Annotated in this window: 17 protein-coding genes; 9 read left to right on the forward strand and 8 right to left on the reverse strand. The window is 64.0% G+C overall.

All coding sequences use genetic code 11. The annotated features are described in order from the left end of the window. Positions 1-339: 339 nt before the first annotated feature. Positions 340-732, forward strand: a complete 393-nt coding sequence (locus ACYVIO_RS09695; RefSeq protein WP_460650329.1) for a hypothetical protein — start codon at positions 340-342, stop codon at positions 730-732. A 78-nt stretch (positions 733-810) separates the two neighbouring features. Here the strand turns inward: ACYVIO_RS09695 and ACYVIO_RS09700 are convergent, their stop codons facing one another. From ACYVIO_RS09700 to ACYVIO_RS09720, 5 genes are all read right to left on the reverse strand, one after another. Next, the gene (locus tag ACYVIO_RS09700) at positions 811-2,313 is read right to left on the reverse strand and encodes an esterase-like activity of phytase family protein (RefSeq protein WP_460650330.1); all 1,503 of its coding nucleotides are present in this window, start codon (positions 2,311-2,313) and stop codon (positions 811-813) included. Between the two features lie 190 nt (positions 2,314-2,503). Beyond that, positions 2,504-3,166 (reverse strand): hypothetical protein, encoded by a 663-nt coding sequence (locus ACYVIO_RS09705; protein ID WP_460650331.1) that lies wholly within the window; start codon positions 3,164-3,166, stop codon positions 2,504-2,506. Between the two features lie 112 nt (positions 3,167-3,278). Beyond that, the gene (locus tag ACYVIO_RS09710; RefSeq protein ID WP_460650332.1) at positions 3,279-3,860 is read right to left on the reverse strand and encodes a dihydrofolate reductase family protein; all 582 of its coding nucleotides are present in this window, start codon (positions 3,858-3,860) and stop codon (positions 3,279-3,281) included. Between the two features lie 124 nt (positions 3,861-3,984). After that, a complete protein-coding gene (locus ACYVIO_RS09715; protein WP_460650333.1) occupies positions 3,985-4,812 on the reverse strand; it encodes an alpha/beta fold hydrolase in 828 nt (275 codons plus the stop codon). Between the two features lie 261 nt (positions 4,813-5,073). Next, complete coding sequence (locus ACYVIO_RS09720; protein WP_460650334.1) at positions 5,074-7,209, reverse strand: MMPL family transporter; 2,136 nt, start codon at positions 7,207-7,209, stop codon at positions 5,074-5,076. A 154-nt stretch (positions 7,210-7,363) separates the two neighbouring features. Here ACYVIO_RS09720 and ACYVIO_RS09725 point away from each other — a divergent pair, with 154 nt between their 5' ends. The 7 genes from ACYVIO_RS09725 (at position 7,364) to ACYVIO_RS09755 (ending at position 14,137) form a co-directional block, all read left to right on the forward strand. Further along, a complete protein-coding gene (locus ACYVIO_RS09725) occupies positions 7,364-8,497 on the forward strand; it encodes a sensor histidine kinase (protein ID WP_460650335.1) in 1,134 nt (377 codons plus the stop codon). A gap of 49 nt (positions 8,498-8,546) precedes the next feature. Continuing rightward, positions 8,547-9,194, forward strand: a complete 648-nt coding sequence (locus ACYVIO_RS09730; protein ID WP_460650336.1) for a response regulator — start codon at positions 8,547-8,549, stop codon at positions 9,192-9,194. A gap of 142 nt (positions 9,195-9,336) precedes the next feature. Beyond that, the gene (locus ACYVIO_RS09735) at positions 9,337-9,783 is read left to right on the forward strand and encodes a hypothetical protein (RefSeq protein ID WP_460650337.1); all 447 of its coding nucleotides are present in this window, start codon (positions 9,337-9,339) and stop codon (positions 9,781-9,783) included. A gap of 336 nt (positions 9,784-10,119) precedes the next feature. Then, a complete protein-coding gene (locus ACYVIO_RS09740; RefSeq protein WP_460650338.1) occupies positions 10,120-11,538 on the forward strand; it encodes a hypothetical protein in 1,419 nt (472 codons plus the stop codon). A 5-nt stretch (positions 11,539-11,543) separates the two neighbouring features. Continuing rightward, the gene (locus ACYVIO_RS09745; RefSeq protein WP_460650339.1) at positions 11,544-11,891 is read left to right on the forward strand and encodes a hypothetical protein; all 348 of its coding nucleotides are present in this window, start codon (positions 11,544-11,546) and stop codon (positions 11,889-11,891) included. Positions 11,892-11,911: 20 nt separating this feature from the next. Further along, positions 11,912-12,766 (forward strand): hypothetical protein, encoded by an 855-nt coding sequence (locus ACYVIO_RS09750; protein WP_460650340.1) that lies wholly within the window; start codon positions 11,912-11,914, stop codon positions 12,764-12,766. Between the two features lie 285 nt (positions 12,767-13,051). Then, the gene (locus ACYVIO_RS09755) at positions 13,052-14,137 is read left to right on the forward strand and encodes a methyltransferase domain-containing protein (RefSeq protein WP_460650341.1); all 1,086 of its coding nucleotides are present in this window, start codon (positions 13,052-13,054) and stop codon (positions 14,135-14,137) included. Between the two features lie 567 nt (positions 14,138-14,704). On the opposite strand, the gene ACYVIO_RS09760 is transcribed toward ACYVIO_RS09755, so the two are convergent. Next, positions 14,705-15,685 (reverse strand): hypothetical protein, encoded by a 981-nt coding sequence (locus tag ACYVIO_RS09760; RefSeq protein ID WP_460650342.1) that lies wholly within the window; start codon positions 15,683-15,685, stop codon positions 14,705-14,707. A gap of 437 nt (positions 15,686-16,122) precedes the next feature. Between ACYVIO_RS09760 and ACYVIO_RS09765 the strand changes: the two genes are divergently transcribed. Next, entirely contained in the window at positions 16,123-17,190 is a 1,068-nt protein-coding gene (locus ACYVIO_RS09765; RefSeq protein ID WP_460650343.1) for a hypothetical protein, read from the forward strand. 66 nt (positions 17,191-17,256) lie between these two features. On the opposite strand, the gene ACYVIO_RS09770 is transcribed toward ACYVIO_RS09765, so the two are convergent. After that, entirely contained in the window at positions 17,257-18,273 is a 1,017-nt protein-coding gene (locus ACYVIO_RS09770) for a DNA cytosine methyltransferase (protein WP_460650344.1), read from the reverse strand. Further along, positions 18,270-20,078, reverse strand: a complete 1,809-nt coding sequence (locus ACYVIO_RS09775) for an ATP-dependent nuclease (protein WP_460650345.1) — start codon at positions 20,076-20,078, stop codon at positions 18,270-18,272. Before ACYVIO_RS09775 ends, ACYVIO_RS09770 begins: the two co-directional genes overlap by 4 nt.

Consider the following 20,078-nt stretch of genomic DNA (forward strand, 5'->3'; position numbering starts at 1 on the left):
GAGTATGCGGCATTGCATTCGACTACACCGCGCTCTACTGTAATTACAGATCTTCAACTGGCTTCAAGGTGAAGCGAGTGATTGATGGTAGAGGAGACGACGGAACTCAAAGCCACGCGCGAGCTCTTGGGATCCGTCCGGGCAGATCTATCGCCCATCCGATGTCCTGAGCGACGCCGTTCTCGTGGCGCCTCCGTCCAAGTCCTCCGACGCTGGTCTTCCAGCGATCGATGGTCCTCACGTCTTCAGTGACCAGCACCCGTCAGGTGACAGCTCGTCCTCAGCGTCGAGGCTGCGAGCTCAACCTTTCGGCGCTGGAGTCTCCGTGGAAAACCGGAGGTGGTGACCATGTTGCAACGCATGCCGCGGCACAACACAGCCACGCGCAGTGCCTCTCATTCCGCCGTCACTTTGTGGACCCTGATGGCTGCCGATCTGATGGCGGTCATCTGGATGTACACCTTCGGGTCGTGGCTCGATCACTCGTCGCGGCTCACCGCCACGGCGACTCTTGGTGGCCACCACTGGATCGTGCTGGGCTTCGCCGTCGCGGGATTCCTGACGCTCGCGAGCCTCGCGATTCTGACCGACGGCTTCACGAAGACGACGCGCAGGCTGACCATGGCCGTCAACGCGGCCTGTGTCGTGTCTGTGATCGCCCTGGCCGGACTTGTCGCCTTCGTTCTGGTCGCCCTGTTGAGCCGACTGCTCTTCGGCAAGCTGAGGCCCTGACCAGTACGGCGTACGTCGGGCCCGTCCTCTCGAGAGAGGACGGGCCCGATCGCATTCAGCGAACGTGGATCGTCACCGTCACCGTTTGAGCACCGCCGGCAGCTTGGTGGTGTCGATCTTCAGGATCTCCCCGCTGTCCGTCTGCCCCGTGGGCGGCAGCACCTTCTGGTGGACGGTCCACTTCCCGGAAGGATCGACGACGATCGTGTCGATCCCGAAGTCGTTGTCGTTCGACACGTACAGCGTCCGCCCGCCGTCTGTTGTCGCGACGCCCTCGACCTTGTCGTGACCGAAGAACTTGCCCGTCGGGTCGAAAGAACTCACCAACGCGCCGACATTGACCGCCGGCTGCTTCAAGGCAACCTGCACCCCCGCGGCAGTAAGCGTCGCCAGCGCAGCATTGGTCGGCGCAGCGCCAACGAGAGCCTCAGGCGTTTGACCACCAACAGTCAGCCCACTGACGTCAGTAGCGCCCTCGATGTCGATCTCGTTCAGGCTCTTCTGCGCGAACGGCTCGAACCCGCCATCCCGCTCGTCCAGCAAGAACCGAGTGTTGGACACCGCGGTGATCTCACTGATCGCAGCACCGGTAGTCGCCGGGTTGTCCAGCAGGTACAGATACTGCTTGGCCCGATAAGTCCGCAGATCAATCGCGACGATCCGCACAGGCGCAACAGAAGCAGCCTTCACGCTCCGAAGATCCGGCTGCTGCAACGCGGACTGCATGACGCCCACGAGCGTCGAGCCGTCCGGCGTCACCGTCAGCCCTTCCATCCCCTTGTTCTTCACGCGATTCGCCAGCTCGGCCGGCAAATACCCGACGATCTTGTGCGCCGCGTTGTCCACACTGTTCCGGTACGGCGTCAGCCGCCCGATCTCGTATCCGTCGGCATCGAAATGCGTCACGTACGGCCCGTACTCGTCCGACACCCAGAACGTCCCGTCCCGCAACGCCACCAGACCCTCGGAGTCGTATCCGTAAGGATCGCGAGCAACAGGAACCGGCGTACCGCCATTGGCATTCGTCGCGTTGACGTCGTCGATCACTTCGCTCGTGTCATGCGGCGGTCGGCCGCTGTACTTCACGCCGCCCAAACTCCGAGGCCCCTTCAGCAAAACCTTCGAGACCAGCTCGGCCCGCCCGTCCACAAGCTTGAACTTCCCGAGCTGCGGCTGGAAGTCGAGCAACATCTCCGACTTGTTGCCATCGGGCGCATCAGCGTTCGGCCCCCGATCGGTCAGCCCGTAGAAATACCCCGGTACGGCAGCCAGTGCGGACCCATATCCCTCACCAGAAATCTCAGTAGTACTCCCACCCGGCCCCGCAACCTTCGCCAACGGCGCCAAAGCACCCCCGCCGGCCTTGCTGTTCCTGAAGACCTGTACGGCGTCAGTAGCCGTGTACGTAAAGCTGTCCGTCCCCTTGAACCCAGCCTTCGGCGTGTACACGAACGCCCCATCCGCGCCAACGGTCACAGTTCCGCTGGCCGGCGAAGAATTCCGCACGACAGCAGAGGCCCCGGAATCGTTCCGCAGCACATCCCCACTCACCTTGCCGTGCCCCGAGAACGAATCGCTCACGACCCGAAAACCATGCGGCCCACCGGCCTGACTGACCACCGCCCCCGCGGCGACCACAACAACCCCCGCCCCGATCGCGACCACAACCCGACCCCGCCCGCGCACAAAAAATCTCATACCCCAGAACTTCTCGCTCGCCGGTGAACACCGAACCGACCCCCGATGAACGTTGGCGCCCGGCGAACGCTCCTCAACGCTCCGAAGTCGGTCCGCCCCGCTCCGAAGTCGTCCGCAGCACCCCGACCACAGCGCCGACGAGCCACAGCCCGAACGCCACAGAGGCCATGCCCCCACTCCAGAAGCCAGTCAGACACAGCACCACCACGGCGTACGACGCCCAGACGGCCCACCTCGGCAGAGCGCGCGCCTGCTGAGCGATCCGCGTCGTCACGGCAACCAGTACGGCGCCACCGGTCATCCCGGTGAGCCCGACGAGAACCCCCGCCGTACCGAGCGCACGAGCAGTGTCCGGATCAGGGGTGAACTCGTCCGACCAGGCCGCGACCGCGCTCGCGATGTCGAGCGAAACCCCAGTGATCATCAGCCCGCCCAGCAGCGCCGCCGCCGGCACCACCGCATGCGCGAGCGGATCGTCCCCGGACAGCCGGTCCAGCACGCTCCGCAGCCCAACGGCGAACCAGAGCAGCAGCGCGACGCCCACGCCAAGCACCGGCAGCCCGACCCCAGCAGCGGCTTGCCGCCCGCCGTTCTCGATCCTGTCGAGGACCGTGGCATCCGACATGCCCGGGGCGTCGACGCCGACCAACGCACCCAACGTCACCCCAACAGCCAGCAGTACGACGGAAGCCGCGCCCGCCCATCCCGCCCGCCGAAGAGCTCCTGACTCGTCCATGCCGCCTCCCACGGACACGGGTGGGCCAGAGGTCCAGAATCCGGCCCTGCGACGCGAAGTAGCGCCATCCCGAGTGTGCGCGCGTACGGCGACACCAGCAAGACAGCTGGACTCAGCCGTGCAGGGTCGGTCGGTAGATCAGCTCCTGGATCCGCCCGTCGAACGTCCGGCTCTCGAGCAGCTCGAGGTCGAAGTCTGCCGCCCCCTGGAAGATCGGCTCGACCCCGGTCTTCCCGGCGAGCACCGGAAAGACCGTCACCTGGACCCGGTCGACCAGGCCGGCCGCCATCAGCGCCCGGTTCAGCGACATGCTCCCGTTCGACCGCAGCGGTACGTCGGACTCCGCCTTGAGCCGGGCGATCGCCTCGACGGCGTCCCCGCTCACGACGCTCGCATCCGGCCAATCGAGCGGCCCGTCGAGCGTCGACGAGACCACCGTGGTCGGCAGCGCCCGCATCGCCGCGTTGATCGGGTCGAGCGCCTCGGCCGGCACCTTGCTCGACCCGACCATCTCCGTCAGCAGCCGAAAGGTGTTGCCCCCGAACACCATCCGCTGCCCAGCGCCGTACAGACCAAGCCGGTGCTCCAGGAACTCAGGCCCCTGCTTGCCCCAGTACGGGCCCCAGTCGGCGTCGTCGTACGACGCGAACCCGTCGAGGCTGGAGTAGATGTCGAAGGTGTAGCCGGCGGTCATGGGATGCTCCTCGCGTCAGGCGGCTCAGCCAGAGCCTGCTCATCCCTGCGTCGAACACGAGTCCCCGGATTCGACAGAGAACCGCAGGTCACCCGGATTCCGGGAGACCTGCGGCGCAAGTGGGTCAGCGGGTGGCGCGGTCGGCCTGCTCGATGACCTTCGTGACGGGGCCAGGCTGGGTGATGAGGCTGAGGTGACCAGCCGGGACCCGGGTGATCCTGGAGTGGGCCCGGGTGGCCATGAACAACTGGGCCGTCGGCGTGATGATCAGGTCGCGGGTGCCGAGCACGTACCAGGACGGGATGCTTGTGTACGCCGGCGGACCGGAAGCGGTGGTCCCGGCGCTGAGCGCCCACGGGCGTTGCGACGGGTACAGCTGCTCGGCCTGGCGGCGTGGGACGCCGGAGGTGAACGACGTCACGAAGGTGTCGTGCTTCAGGTACAGATCGACGTCCCCCGCGGGCGCGCCCGGGTACGGGACGAAGTCGAAGACGGTGGCCGGATCGACCGCCAGGGCAGAGTCCGCACCGGCCAGGGAGAAGAGGATCTCACCTTCGGCCGGAGCGAAGGCATCGACGTACACGAGTGCCTTCACGTTCGGGTTTCCCGTGGCCGCGTTGGTGATGACGGCACCGCCGTACGAGTGACCGACCAGGACGATCGGGCCGGACACCGTGGTCAGGAAGCTCCGGATCGTCGCAGAGTCCGTGGTGAGGCCGCGCAGTGGGTTCGGTGGTACGCGGACCGGGTAGCCGTCGTCCAGCAGCCGGTTGACGATCTTCTGCCAGCTGGAGCCGTCGGCCCAGGCGCCGTGCACGAGTACGACGGTCGGCTTCGGTCCGTTCGGGTGCGAGGCCGCCGCGGGCGTCACCGCCGCGAACACCAGCCCCAGTACGGCGGCCAGCACCGTCAGCGCACGGAGAAGTTTGCCGCGCGCGAGCTTGTTCTGCATGAACAGGTCCTTTCGTCATGCGACTCTCGCCGGGAGGGCGTGGAGCAAGGACGAAGGTCGTGCGGGTGGTACGGCGCAGAACATCGCCGCAGGTCGTTGCCGTAGCGATCCATGTCCTGGCCGGGGTTCCGGAACTGATCCCCATCGTCCCGAAACCCTTGTCAAGCAACGGGTTCAGCGGCCGTGCCGCTCACGTCACCATAGCCCGACCCCGCCGATCTGACGAGACGTGCGATCGATCCGGATCGCACGTCCCTCACCTCAGTGAGCCCCGACCCGCTCCCCGTACGGCGTACTGGAGTCAGCGTCGTCCGGAGGCGCGGCCCGCCGGCCGAACCATGCAGGCATCCACCAGTTCGCATCGCCCAGCAACTTCATCAGTGCGGGCACGAGGACCAGCCGCACGACCGTCGCATCGATCAGGACGGCCGTGGCCAGCCCCAGCCCGAACATCTTGGCGGTCGGATCGTCGGCCAGCGAGAAGCTGACGAACACCGCGATCATGATCAGCGCCGCCGACGTGATCAGCCGGCCGGTGGTCGCGATGCCGTGGATCGTCGACGCGGTGTTGTCGCCGGTCCGCACGTACTCCTCCCGGATCCGCGTGAGCAGGAAGACCTCATAGTCCATCGAGAGCCCGAACACCACCGCGAACATGAACATCGGGATGAACGGCAGGATCGGCAGCGTCGTCTCCAGCCCGATCAGGTCCGCGGCCCAGCCCCACTGGAAGACCATCACCATCACGCCGAAGGACGCGCCGATGCTGAGCAGGTTCATCAGTGCCGCCTTCAGCGGTACGACGATCGACCGGAAGAGCACACTGAGCAGTACGACGGACAGCAGGATCACCGCGCCGATGAACCACGGCAGCCGATCGTTGACCTTGGCCCCTACATCGGCCAGCGTCGCCGTCTGACCACCGACATGAGCCTTCGCCGGACTGTCCCGCAACACCGACGGGAACACCTCCTCACGCAACCGCTCGACAGTCGTCATCGTGGCGTCGTCCTGCGGCCCGGTCGTCGGTACGGCGATCAGCGTCGCGACCCCCGCCGCCGTGTTCACCTCCGGCGTCGCGACCGATGCGATCCCCCGATCAGCCCGTACGGCGTCGTACAGCGGCTGTACGACGCCCGCATCGCGCGACACGTCGACCGCGATCACCAGCGGACCGTTGCTCCCAGCACCGAATCCCGTGGCGACCAGGTCGTAGGCCCGGCGCTCGGTCCGCTGGACCGGGAGCACGCCGTCGTCCGGCGTACCGACCCGGAGCGCGAGCACCGGCGCAGCCAGCGCGAGCAGCAGCACGGTGGCGCCCACGGCGTACGCGATGGCGTGCTTGGAGACGTGCCCACCCCATCGCCGCCAACCCGATCCAGGGGAGGTCCGCACCCGCCGTACCCGCAAGCGGTTGATCCAAGGCCCGGCCAGCCCCAGGAACGCCGGCAGCAAGGTGAGCGACGCGAGCACCATCGTCAGCACGATCAGCGAGATCGCGATCCCGCCGGCGGTCATGAACGGTACGCCGGCAACGACCAGCCCCAGAATTGCGATCACCACGGTGCCGCCGGCGAAGAGCACCGCCCGCCCAGCGGTCGCGACCGCCTGCCCGACCGCATCCTCGACATCCAGCCCGCGGGCGAGGAACTCGCGATGCCGGGTGACGATGATCAGCGCGTAGTCGATGCCCACGCCGAGCCCGATCATGCTGCCGAGAATGGGCGCCCAGCTGGGCAGCTCGATGAGATAGGTGACCAGCGACAGCGAGCTGATCGCGAGCGCGAGCCCGAACACGGCCATCCCGATCGGCAGTCCCATCGCGATGATCGAGCCGAACGCGAGCAACAGGACGATCATGGCCGCGATCAGCCCGAACCCCTCGGCGATACCGGGCTGCACTTCCTCGAACGCGTAGAACAGGTCGCCGCCGAGCTCGATCCGGAGTGGGGAATCCACCGCGGTCAGGGTTTTGAGCTGTTCGAGATCGCTCGGCTCGAGCTCGTCGAGCACCGGGTACTGAAGCCGGACGAGCCCGACCCGGCCGTCCGGCGAGACGACGGGATCGCCTGCCGACAGCACGTGCGGCAGCGCGGCCGCAGTCGCGCGGAGCTTCGTCAGCGCCGCCCGCAGCTCGGGTTCGGTGAGGGTCGCTTGTTCGTCGTACGGCGTGACGACGATCTGCGCGGTCAGCCCGGCCTGGTCCGCTCCCGCGGCCGACAGCAGATCGGTCGCGTACTGCGAGTCGACGCCGGGCGCCCCGAACGACTCCTCGAGCTTCTTGCCGAAGGCGCCGGAGGCCGCGACCACGAGCGCGGCGACGACCAGCCACGCCCCGATCACGACCCAGGGCCGGCGGGCGGCGTACCGGCCAAGCCTGTACAGGTTCGACGTCATCATGAATCCCTTCAGCCAGAGTTGGTCTCAGCCTGTGGCCGGCGGGCCGACCACACCTCGGGCGATGGGCCGGACTTTCCTCGGCCGATCAGCCGGGTCGCGTCCCGTACTTTGAGCCGATCCGCTCGGGGCCCGGAGTCCCTACGCTGTGGGCATGGTGAGAAACGCTCTTCGGTCGCTGCTGGCCGAGCCGCGAGCGCCGTACCCGCCCAGGCGGGTGTGGCGCGACTGGGTGCTCGTCGCCGGCCTGCTGATCGCGGCGGTTCTCGAGGGCGTACTCCGTACGGACCTCGTGTGGCGGCCGTTCGCGCTGGCGTTCGCACTGGCCACCGTCGGCGCGTTGCTGTGGCGTCGTACCCATCCTTTGACGGTGGTCTCGGCCGTGTTCGGCGCGATCATCGTGGTCGACATCGTGGCCCTGATCACCGATCGCGCGCCGTTCGGCCTCTACACGATGATCTGCGTGGTGCTGTTGCCGTACACGCTCGTCCGCTGGGGATCAGGCCGCGACATCCTGATCGGATTCGTCGTCGTCCTGGTGGCGATGGTGCTGGGAATCGTCAGTGACTTCACCGGGTACGCCGAAGCGGTCGGCGGCAGCATCTTCCTGCTGTTCCCGGCGACTCTCGCCGCCGCGGTCCGTTACCGATGGACCGCCCGGCTCCGCGAGCGGGACCAGGTCCGGCTCCGGGAGCGCGAACAGCTCGCCCGCGAACTGCACGACACGGTCGCCCACCACGTCTCGGCCATCGTCATCCGCGCCCAGGCCGGCCAGGCCGTCGCCGCCAGTCGCCCTCAGGCCGCCGTCGAAGCGCTCGCCGTGATCGAGTCGGAGGGGGCCCGTACGCTCGCCGAGCTGCGCACCATGGTCGGCGTACTGCGCGACGACGGCACCGCCGCGCTCGCGCCGCAGCCGGGTGTCGCCGATCTGCAGCGCCTCGCCGACACTGTTTCGCGTGTCGAGCTCACGATGTCGGGCAACCTGAACGACCTCGGCCCAGCCGTCGGCGCCGCGATCTACCGCATCGCCCAGGAGTCGATCACCAACGCCACCCGGCACGCGCGTCAGGCCACGCGCATCGAGGTCGACCTCACGTCGTACGACGAGACTGTGCGCCTGACCATCCACGACGACGGCGAGCCCACCACGATGAACTCCTTCGGCTACGGCCTCCCCGGCATGACCGAACGCGCAGCGCTCCTGGGCGGCACCCTTGCCGCCGGCCCCGACCCCCACCACGGCTGGACCGTCACCGCAGTACTACCCCGTACGGCGGTGGGCCGATGAGCCGCGCCTGTACGACGCCCGCCCTCGCTCCTCGTACGGCGGTCACCCGATGACCATCCGAGTTCTCGTCGCCGACGACCAGGACCTCGTCCGAACCGGCCTGGCAATGATCCTCGACGCCCAACCCGGCATCGAGGTGATCGCCCAAGCCGCCGACGGCCTCGAAGCCGTCGCCCTAGCCCGCCGCCAACGCCCCGACGTCTGCCTCGTCGACATCAGAATGCCCGGCCTCGACGGCATCGCCGTCACCCGCGAACTGGCCGGCCCCGGCGTCGTCGATCCAATCCCCATCGTCGTGATCACCACGTTCGACCTCGACGAGTACGTCTACGGAGCCCTGAAAGCCGGAGCGAGAGGCTTCCTCCTCAAAGACGCCGGCCCCGACCTTCTGGTCCAAGCCCTCCAAGCGGCAGCCAACGGCGACGCCCTGATCGCCCCCAAAATTACCGCCCGCTTACTCGCGGCCTTCGCCGCCCCCTCAACCCCGCCCCAACCCCAGGACCCCCTCACCACCCGCGAAGAGGAAGTCCTCCTAGCCACAGCCGCCGGCCGAACCAACGCCGAGATCGCCACCGACCTCCACATCAGCCTCAGCACCGTCAAAACCCACCTCACCAGCCTGATGCTAAAAATCGGCGCCCGAAACCGAGTAGAACTAGCCATCTGGACCTACGAAACCAACCGCATCCCCCGCTAGGAACCTTCGTCCCACGCGCGCTCCGCAGCCGCCTTCCGTCGCTCCGCTCCTCCAGGCGTCAGCTACGCCCGCCCCGGTTGAACTCCCGCGAGGCCTGACCTCGGCGTACCCTCGTCGCTCGTCCTCAGAGCCAGGAGCCCAAGTGATCAAGCTGTTCCGAAGGCGCACATCAGATTGCCGCTGCCAGCCGCAGTGGCCGGCTCTTGTCACCGAGCAGAACGGCTACCTCATGCCATGCTTGCCGGCCGAACACGGCAGCATCTGGACTCGCTCGAGCGGGCTGACGGCCTCCTGTTCCGCTTGTAGCGCGACCTATCCAGGAAACTTCGTCCTAGAACCAGGCACGCCACCCCCGTTCGACTGGGCCCGCGCGCCGAAGAACACCGTGTGCTCCTGCGAGCCACAGTGGCCACAACTCATGGTCATGCTCGACGGACACTGGTACCTCGGCTATCCAGGTCAAGGAGACCACCTCGTCGATGGCGCAGCCGAGGAGGCTTTCTGCCGCACTTGCGGCGCGTACTTCCTCGCGAAGCTGGTGATCGACTACGACGACCAATCACACCTCGTCGATCCAGAGGACCCGTAGGCAACCCCTGTGTCGTCCAGCCTGCAACTGATAGAGGATGCAGCCTACTCCGCACACCAGTGAAGTTGCGCACGGCAACATCCCCGCGATGGCCGGCACGGCCGAGCCAATGATCATCCGGCTCCATTTACGAAATGGTCCTGCGCATTCAACGATCGCTTGAGTAAACATCACTGAAATTGCACGACCTCTGGACCTCGCGGGGTGATCGCCGTACCGTCGCTGCGGTTGGGGGGAAATACCATGAAGGAATGTCATTCCTGTGGCGCGGCCAATCGGGCCGGGGCCACCTACTGCGGCACGTGCGGAGTACCGATTCCGGCAACGGAACGCGATATGGCAACGATGCCACCATCAGATGCCACCCGTTATCTTTGTGCGGCGGTCCAGCTGAACAGCAACCTCGCTCGTCAAGTCGTCCGCGACGTCCTGGACGAGGAGTTCAAGGCGCCGCCGTCGTCGCCCGATGTCGACCTGGTGCCGGTGATCCTGCACGCGATCGCGGCCCGGAAGCGGCAGTTCGTCCGTGATCTGCTGCTGACGCTTCTCCTGTTCACCGCGGTGTGGAGCCTCTACACCGCGAGGCCGCTCGTCTTCGTCGTGGCGCTTGCGCTCTGCTGGGTGGTCGTCGTCGGGGAGACGCTGGTGGCGACGTACGGCGTGGTCGCGCACGACCTGCACCCGGCACGGTTCCAGCCGGAGTTGATGCCGCGGCCGAGCGAGCCCGAGGTCCGCCGGCGACTCGAGCAGGTCAGCGCGGCCGCCCGCGGAAACGTCGGCGTCTACAGCGCGTACAGGCCTTTCGTCGGCAGTGGGACGACCGTGGACGCCTGGACCATGGTGCTCGACACCCACCGGGCGGCCGCGGGAGAGGAGGCCAAGTCCTTCACCGCGCTGGAGATCCACGACTTCGTCCGCGACCAGTTGCGCGACCTGCGGACCGGCGAGGTGACGATCACGGATCGCGTGTTCGTCGACGGTCGCGACATCCGCAACGACCAGCGGTTCCTGCCCAACCAACTGGCCGCACCGGTGGCCGCGATCGATCGCGCGTTGCTGCGCAGCCTGACGATCGAGCCGGAGGACCGGGCACGCCCGTACCTGTGCATCCAGATCAGCGGCTGGCAGGGCCAGCTGGTTCTCTCGACGTACCTGCGCTTCGTCGTGACGCCGCGCGAGCTGTTCGTCGAGGCCAGCCATTGCCTGCTCACGCCGGTGCGGGACGAGTTCCAGGAGGTCGACCGGCTGCTGCCGCAACCCACTGTGGGGCAGGCGTTGCGGATCGGCGGCCGCGCTCTTCGCCGTACGCCGGGCCATCTGTTCCGTGCACCGATCGCAACGGGGGCGCACGTGATGGGCGGCGCGACATCTGAGCTGCAACGGGTCAGGCAACAGCGGGAGATTCTCACCGCGCTCCGCTTCGACTACGGCGCTCCGATCAGCCCGCGGGAGACCGTCAGCGATCCGCGGTACCAGCGGTACTTCCAGAAGCTCGACCACGCCTGGTACACCGAGGTGATCAACAAGCGGCTGCTCCAGTCCCTCAACGGATTCCTCGAGTCCAAGGGGATCGACACCGCTGAGCTGAGCCAACGCCAGACGACCATCCTGAACAACGGCGTGTACGTCGCCGGCGGTGGCAGCGTCACGGCAGGAAGCATCGCCGCGGGGAGCGGCGCCCGGGCGACCAACGTGATCTCGAGAGTCGCCAACGCAGCCAGGCAGAGCGTCAACGAAGCAGTCGGAAAGAGCTGAAACCCGTGGAGAAGAACGACGGAATCCGGATCAGCGGAGGCCAGGTCTCAGCCGGGGCGATGGCAGCCGGCAAACACGCGAAGGCCATGAACATCTCAACGGTGTCGACCGCGTCTCTCGCCGACGCCCGGGCCGAGATGGCCCACCTCCTCGACCTGCTCCGCGCCGAGCCGGAGCCGCCGGGCCAAGCCGTCGAACTGGCCGAGCTCGCCGATCGCGAACTGGGGAAGGAAGAACCGGACAAGGGATCAGTACTGCGCCTGCTGGAACTGATCGCGTCCGGAGCCAAGTCGATCGCCTCGATCGGCACCGCGGTGACCGCAGTCCAGCAGGCGGTCGGCGCCATCCTGTAATTGTCCGGGGGGACGAACTGATGTCTGCTTTCTGCACCGTGTGCGGCAACCGCCGTACGGAAACAACCAACTACTGCACCCACTGCGAGGCCGGCTTCGAGGAATCCCGACCGACCCGCAGAACCGAAGCACCCGCCGGACACGAAGCCGCCTGGTTCGTCGGGGCGACGGTGGTCCTCGCCGTCGTCGTAGTCATAGGAATCCTCGGCACCAACGCCGTAATCTCCGACGCTTTGGAGAGTGCCAGCTCGATCGGCACCGGCAACTTCGGCGACGACGGCGACTCGAACGGCGACAGCAACTCGTACGGCGAGGGCAACTCGGGTGGCGACGCCTCCTTCATCGGCCCCGACGGCTTCATCACCCCGGGCTACGCGCCAACCTCCGAAGAACCAACCTGGTCACCCGCACCCACGGAAGACGAGACCACCACGGAAGCACCTCCCGAGCCGACCCCCGAACCCACCCTCGGCAACGACCTGGTCTCAGTAGCCCCCGAAGCCTCCCAAGATCCCGCCACCACCGCCGTAGTCGAGCTCCTCACCACGTACTTCGCAGCAATCAACAACCACGACTACCTCACCTACCAGTCCCAACAAACCCCCGCAGCCCAGAAGCTCCTGACCCGCCCAGCCTTCGCCACCGGCTTCCGCTCCACCGTCAACTCCGAGGTCAACCTGCTGTCCATCACCCCCACCACCGACGGCCGCCTGCTGGCCAAACTCACCTTCACCAGCACCCAAGACACAGCCGACGGCCCCCAAGGCCAAACCTGCACCCAGTGGTCCGTCAGCAAGTACCTGAAGGGCGAACCCCCAACCCTCCTGATAGACAAGGCCCCCAAGTCCTACAAAGCCACCCACAAACCATGCTGACGCAACGTGGCGGGCAGCGCGGCCAGCTTGACCAAGGCGGAGCGCAGACTGCTCACACGTATGGAGTCAACTACAAGGTCGTCGAAGTGCCCGACGCCGTACGCCGGGGAGCGGCCGACCTGCTTCTCGACTGCGGCCGACCTCTGCCGCCCTCGACTTTCGCGTAGCTCCCGGGCGTGATTGGGTCTTTCTCGAGGCCAACCCCAATGGACAATGGGCCTTCATTCCTGAGTTACGAGATCCCGTTGCCCACGCGATCACCGATTTCCTGGAGAGCAGTTGCCGATGAGCGAACGCCAGGCAGCTACGGATCTGGAGAAGATGGTCAGTGAGCTTGTTGCGAATGGCAACATCACTGATCCGCGGTGGCAGGCTGCTTTTGGCGCGGTGCCGCGGCACTTGTTCGTGCCTCGGTTCTATCGGAGTGATCAGCACGGCAGCTCGGTCGTGGACTCGACGTCGGGGGACCAATGGTTGTCGGCTGTCTACTCGGACGTTCATCTCGTGACGACCGAAGACGTCAGGTCTTCCTCGACGGCTCCTAGCTTGATGGCGACCGTGCTCGAAGCGCTTGAGTTGAACGGCGAAGAGCGGGTACTCGAGATCGGCACGGGGACTGGCTACAACGCGGCGTTGCTCTCGGAGAGGTTGGGGTCCGACCGGGTGACGAGTGTCGACATCGATCCTGACTTGGTCGCACAAGCTCGGATGAGGCTCGGAGAGGCGGGCTACACGCCGCTAGTAGCGGTCGCCGATGGCGTGGACGGCTATCCGGAGGCCGGCCTGTACGACGCCGTGATCGCGACTTGCCGGCTCGATTACGTGCCGGCGGCGTGGCTTGATCAGGTTCGGCCGGGTGGGGTCATCGTTACGCCCCTGGGCGCTGGTGTTGTGGCGGTTCGGAAAGGATCTACAGGCAACGAGGCGGCAGGGCGGTTCCTGCCGAACTCGGCGTACTTCATGCCGCTGCGGCATCAGCCGGAGCCGACGGCGATCGGCGAATTGATCACGCGTGCGCTGAACGGAGTTGGCGTTGGCCGGCCGCACCAGTTCGACACCTCGATTTACCGCGACAACGAGGCGCGGTTCTGGCTGGATCTGACGAACCCGGACGTCCGCACGATGACCATGGACGGTATGCCGGTGGCCTTCCGGTCGGACGGTTCTTGGGCGCGGTTCGTCGACGGCCTTGTGGTGCAGGGAGGCCCCGGTTCAGTGTGGGACGACGTCGAGGCTGCGCAGGGCGAGTGGTTCGCGGCTGGCCGTCCATCGCGTGATCAGTACCGGCTGACGGTCACCGACGCGGATCAGGTCGTCTTCCTCGTTGGCCGACCTGAGCCGGTGCACCGGCTGGAGCCATTGCCTGGGTGACGCATTGGGTCGGCTGAGGGGAGTGCAGCCGTCGCGATGACGTGAGCGCGATCCCGCCGAAGGAGCGGCCGGAATCGACGTGGTGTGGCGCGCGCGATAAGTGCGCAGAAGCGGGCGATAAGCCCGTAGCTCCGGCGCTAGCCGGGTACTCCCGGCGCAAGCCGGGCAACGCCTGCGCTAAGCAGGCAGCTCACCGCCGGCGATAAGCCGGAGGGTGGGCGGGAGTCGTGCGTAGCTGACGCCTGGAGGAGCGGAGCGACGGAAGGCGGCTGCGGAGCTCGCGTGGGAAAGAAAAATCCCCCTCCGGATGCCGGAGAGGGTTCGTGTGTGGTCAGGGGCGGTCTCGAACCGCCGACCTTCCGCTTTTCAGTTCGACACCAGTCCGCAAGGCTCTCGCAGGCGCGGTTGCCTGACGAGCCTCGCAAGTGGGGCCAATTGTTCGCCGTCGGTAGCCGTTGCGGTCATGGTTGCGGTCATCCTCGGGGCATGAGGTGGACAGAGCCGCCAGCCCAACTGCCAATCCCCCCGGGCTTAAGGCGTACTCGATTCCATCAGTTGCCAATGTGGCTATCGCCAGGGGACATCGCGGCCCTTTGGTGCACGTCGATCGAATATTGAGAAATCCAAGGATCTAACCCAATCCTGTATCTCGACGCCGTGGCCAGACTGAAGGAATTCTGCTGCCGAGCTCCAGAAGTCGAATGAGTATCGAGTCCCCTTAATTCTGAAACTCCAAGGAGAGTGAAAGGTATATTCTTGGCCGTTCTCATCATCGTTGACGTCGATCTCTACGAGATCGGAAGAAAATAGCTCCTGTGTAGAGTTATTAAAGGTCTGTTCTGCACCATATTTGATTCTGTTATCCACTTTTTCAAGGGGAACTCTGGGGCGGTTGCCTGAGGGATCGCCAAAATAATACGAACCATCGCTTGCATCGAAGCAGTGAACCCGCCAGACTCCGAGGATTTGTGACAACGTATCGAGGCCTGGTTGCGACAGGCGTTGCAGGCGCGACTTGGCTTCAGTGAGCGCTGCCATTAAGTCTTCCAGCTCATCGGGATCTTTGAGTCCGATCGATTCTGCCAAGCCGTCTCCTGTCGAGGCGTCGCTCGCATTGCGCAGCGAAATATCTATCAGGCCGGTCGCCGTCCGCACTCCAGTGAGCTCCTCTTCGACGGCATGTTCGACTGCCTCCGAAATCCTCGCTTCATGCACTAGCTTCATGGCGCGAAGCTTGGCAATTGGAAAATTTATTTCGCCCGTTTCCGCAGCATCGACCTCGCGGCCGTGTGTCGCGCACATCAACATCAAGTTGTCGAATGAGCGTCTCTCCTCAGGAGACATTGGACCCGCGCCGCGAGGACCGTCTGGCTCAGCGCCAACGATGTGCGCGACCGTACCTACCCATCCGCCTGAGTCGGAGATGAGGGAGAGGCCGCAGTCGGTCATGGAGCAGCGGCCACCGGACGCAAACATCAGCTTTCGCATTACGAGTGTTGAAATCTTTAGACGCGTTGCGTTCGACGACGACTTCTTGAGGTTAGCCACCCAGCAATCCTGCCACCTTGGGATGCGAACTGGAGCAACTGGGGACGAAGTCACTGAATGTGGGACGGTGACCGGCAAGTCCGATGGTGGTACGGCGCTCCGTGTCGGTCTTGCCAGATCCGCCGGTCAGGCTGTAGGTCGCGGTCGTGTACTGCGGTCACATCACTCCGGCGGGCAACTGCGGGAGTGGCCTCAATAGATCGTCGGCGCCGACGGCCGGGATCGCCCGCCGAACGCGGGGCCCGTGCGCGCTGCCGCCCTAGCTCCGCGGGCACACCCCCTGTGGCCTCCGTCTGCGGGTGCGAGCGGAGCGCTATCAACCCGTATAGGTCTGGCCGGTCCCTCCGCCGCCGAGAGGCCTACTCTCCGACAGAACGAGATTGGCCTTGGGGCTAGTCGAATGCCCGCCGAGCGAGTCAACATGGTCGGGGGGGCCTATGCGCGCAGAAGCGAGCAGTTCAACTGACGCTGTCGTCTTTATCGGCATCGTCGTCATCCTTGTGCTCGTTTGTATCGGCCTGGCGACTACGGGTGCGGGACGCCAGAGGCCAAAGGACTCGGTGCCGCTTCCGGCCCCCGAAGTCCTGTGGATTGAAATGAAGCGCGGATGGCCAACATCAAAATGCACTTTAGAAGCATGGGCTTTGCTCGAGTGGTTGTTAGCCGTCTCGCTTCCTCGACGTATTCCGCGCAAATTGCCATCAATAGATCTAGATCTGGATCAAATGGCCGCCAACAGGGCGTGCAAAGTTTTGCGAGCGGTGCAGGCAGTCGATGACTCAGAAGGGCTTTTGAAGGTAACGAAAACGGGACGATGGCTGATGCAGAATCAGGACGTGATGCTGAAGCACCGTAGGTACCGAGCCGCCGCCGCGAGAGATTCCCTTCTGGATTGGCTGTATCGCAACCCCGAACATGAAGGCGACATTACAGGGCTCCTGAAGTCGTCGCATCGATACTTTTTCCTCGACACGCTTCAGGCCACGGACTACAACTCTGCAATCGACTACCTATCTGAACGAGGTCTCTTGAGGACCGCAACTGGCAAAAATGGATTACAGGTACTAAAACTCACAGCCATCGGTGATGATTGTGCGCGCGATGAACTTGGAAGCGAGAAGTGGCTAGAGGAGAAGGGGTACATGATGATGCAGAACGGTGATCACATCACGACGAACATTGGGGTGAACAGTCAATCCCCAATCAACATCAAGAGCTCGCACGTTGATCAATCGAGCAACGTCCTGACTCCTGAATCGCAAAAAGAGGTATTGCAGGTTGTCGATGTTCTTCAATCGCTGCTTGCCCATCCTGACGCTGCGAGCAACAAGGGGGAACTCGTGCGTCTCCTCGGAGAAATGAAATCCGAGGTAACCGCAGAGATGCCTCACGCGGGTCGGGTCCGTGCAGTGTGGGACCGGCTGCTGCCAAAACTCATCGACAGCACGCCCTCCATCGCGAAGATCGTTGCCCAGCTCGCATTGCCCGATGTTCTAGGCAAATAGTTCAGGGGTCGTTGCCGATACGTGTGAGCGCGGATTGGCGTCGGCTGAGAGGATACTGCCTGAACCCTAGACTGTCTCTAGGATCGCCTCTCCAATCCGCTGGGCCAGTAGGGGCGGTACAGCGTTGCCTACTTGCCGACCCTTAGAAGTGATTCCGCCTGCGAACTTAAAGGTGCGTGGAAAGGTCTGGAGGCATGCGGCTTCACGGACGCTGATCGCGCGCGCCTGCGTTGGGTGACCGTAGCGGCCATTCGAGTAGCTCAGGCAACGTGTTGTCATTGCCGACGCCGGCCGGTCCCATGCGAGGCGGCCGTATACGTCGGAGTGCCCACGATGTCCCTGGTGGCAATCGAGCAGCAGATCGTCAGACCAGCTCTCACGTCCCTTGCCCTCAGCGGTCGCGAGGATGCGCCGGCGGTTCAGGGCTGAGAGCTGCATTGCTGCATGATCAAGGTCATCGGGATGAGTGTCACCGGCGTGGAGCTCCGGCAAGTCAGCGATCCAATCACGAACCGTCGCGGGTGCGCTTAGGCCTGGCCCATGAGTTCGCTGCGGAAGCGGGGCAACCCCGTGCCTCGATGCGACGATGACGAGACGCCTGCGTACCTGCGGAACGCCGAAATCGAGTGCAGCCAGAATCTCGGTGCCGACTGTGTAGCCAGCCCTCCGGAGAGAACGGATAAATTCGGCAAAGGGGCCTGATCGCCCCACTTTTTGCAGGCCGGGAACATTCTCGACAACGACATAGTCAGGCAGTAGGCCGACGACGAATCGCTGGAACTCTCGGAGTAGAAAACGCCGCGGATCCTTGGTTCCCCGTGACCTGTTCTGCTTCGAGAATGGCTGGCATGGAGCACATCCTGAGAACAGAATCGGGCCATCCGGCAGGAGATCCGCAATCTCTGACAGGTTGACGGTCGTGATGTCCCGCTCAAGGAAAGCTGCATCAGGGAAATTCAGCCGATACGTGCTCGCAGCGTCTGGATCATTGTCTAAGCCTACGGCGATCTTCATCCCGGCATCGCGGAATCCCAGACTGGTGCCGCCGCAGCCTGAGAAGAAATCCACCACGGAGATGGTCACTCGCTAGTCTCCAAACCATCTAGAAATGGCTTTACGCGTTCGCGAATAGTCTTGAATACTGGGTGGTCCAATTCTACCCTAGCCAGGGCCCTCTTCTGCTCGGCCAGGATGTCACTGGCTGAAACGCGATCCCACTCGGGAGGGGATAGCACATCGGTTGTGAGCTTGCACCAGTACTCCTTGGCCTCCGACTTGTCGCCATCGATCTCAGCCATCTCCATGAGCAGCGCTTCCGGTGTGCCACCTGGAAGATAGTCGAGGTGATTATGGGTCCAGTCGAGAATTTTTCGTCGCTGAACGGTCTTCTGGCCTGGCGATGACACGCCATTGGAGCCATCGAGGGAAAGCGCCGGTTCCCCATGAAGTAAGGTTTTCAGAACTGCCTCAAGATCGGCATCGGACACCGTGGCTGGTGTCGATGGGCGATCTGGGGTGGACTGGTCTCCGTCGAGCAGTACGAATGCGTTGGAGTTCGAGGATAGAGCAAATGATGGAACAAAGTTGGTGCTGATTGCCTCGGCGCCACCGGGTAGCGGTTCAATGTCAACAGTTGTGTTGATTGCCATTCCGAACGGTTCTAGTGCTCGCTCGACAATGGCGGCGGCTAGGAGATCCTCCACGTATATGGTCTTGACTTTGTCCAGTCTCACTCCGATTCGGAAGAATGCTTCTGCGGGTTCGGTGGACTGACTGACCAGGTCGATCTTCCCGTCGACCTCATTCTGCTGGAGCAGCTTGATCGCGTGAGCCGGCAGTTCCCGAATTATCTCGGGGGAGTGCGTCGATATCACGATCTGGTGCTTCTTCTTCTTGCATTCCTGACCCAAGAAGTCCATAAGACGCTGCTGGGCTTTCGGGTGCAGAGATACCTCGGGCTCGTCAAGAAGGATCAGTGAGTAATTGGTGGCGCTCATGACCTTCCTGACCATCACAGCAACTGCGAACTCGCCGCTGCCGGCGAATGCTTCCGAATAACGATGATCGAAGGATTTCAGCAGGACTGTCGTTCCTTCAATGCCGTAATATCGGTGCGTGATATACCGTATTTCACTGTATTTTCTGCCGAGGATCGCAGAGATTGCCATTAGCTGCTCGCCGGTGGCGGCAGATGCCACAACAACGATGCGCTCTCTCCTGTAGTAGTCATGCGACTCGCGCTCAGTCCGTATCGACTCCGCCAGGTGTGGAGAATTTCGGCGAACGACGTTCTTCTTTCGCCGAAGTAGGGTCTGTTCACGTTCTCGTTCCGTTGGGGAATGGAAGAAGTACTTATCGTACGCGGACAACTCAGACCGAAAGTCCACATAGATGACCTGTTTGTCGATACCTCTCCACCGTGTCTTAGCGCGTTCTGGTGGAAGCTCGTCGTCGTCCGTGACCTTCGGCATCCTCTCCATGTCGTCAGTCAGAAGCGGGCGCGATGGCTCGAAGTAGTCCGGGTAGGCCTTCTTGATCTGAGTTTGTACAGACTCGACGATCTGCCCTGTGCTTGGCGCTATGTATCCGTGTATAAATCGATGACGATCCCCATCGATGATGGGGTCGAGGGTCGTTGAGTACCAATAATTGCCGACATTGTTGTAGTCGGGGCAACCTTGAAGAGCCCTGAGAATTGCTGTCTTGTTGGTCCCGTTTGGGCCGACAAGGGCAGTTATTGGGTGAAGAAATTCAATTCTAAGTTTCGTTCGGAGATTTCTGTAGAAGGGAAATCTGATGTGCCGCAAGTACGGCTCCATCTTCCCTGCGGCTAATAGGTTTGCAAGGCTGTCGTGTGTTTTGGATGGCAACGCAATCACTCCCCCCAC

It is taken from the genome of Kribbella endophytica (assembly GCF_054781295.1).

What these genes read in the sequence shown, in the direction of transcription:
- ACYVIO_RS09705 (WP_460650331.1), bottom strand. Translation starts at nt 3,166, where the DNA reads ATGGACGAGTCAGGAGCTCTTCGGCGGGCGGGATGGGCGGGCGCGGCT.
- ACYVIO_RS09710 (WP_460650332.1), bottom strand. Translation starts at nt 3,860, where the DNA reads ATGACCGCCGGCTACACCTTCGACATCTACTCCAGCCTCGACGGGTTC.
- ACYVIO_RS09715 (WP_460650333.1), bottom strand. Translation starts at nt 4,812, where the DNA reads ATGCAGAACAAGCTCGCGCGCGGCAAACTTCTCCGTGCGCTGACGGTG.
- ACYVIO_RS09720 (WP_460650334.1), bottom strand. Translation starts at nt 7,209, where the DNA reads ATGACGTCGAACCTGTACAGGCTTGGCCGGTACGCCGCCCGCCGGCCC.
- ACYVIO_RS09725 (WP_460650335.1), top strand. Translation starts at nt 7,364, where the DNA reads ATGGTGAGAAACGCTCTTCGGTCGCTGCTGGCCGAGCCGCGAGCGCCG.
- ACYVIO_RS09730 (WP_460650336.1), top strand. Translation starts at nt 8,547, where the DNA reads ATGACCATCCGAGTTCTCGTCGCCGACGACCAGGACCTCGTCCGAACC.
- ACYVIO_RS09740 (WP_460650338.1), top strand. Translation starts at nt 10,120, where the DNA reads ATGGCAACGATGCCACCATCAGATGCCACCCGTTATCTTTGTGCGGCG.
- ACYVIO_RS09750 (WP_460650340.1), top strand. Translation starts at nt 11,912, where the DNA reads ATGTCTGCTTTCTGCACCGTGTGCGGCAACCGCCGTACGGAAACAACC.
- ACYVIO_RS09755 (WP_460650341.1), top strand. Translation starts at nt 13,052, where the DNA reads ATGAGCGAACGCCAGGCAGCTACGGATCTGGAGAAGATGGTCAGTGAG.
- ACYVIO_RS09765 (WP_460650343.1), top strand. Translation starts at nt 16,123, where the DNA reads ATGCGCGCAGAAGCGAGCAGTTCAACTGACGCTGTCGTCTTTATCGGC.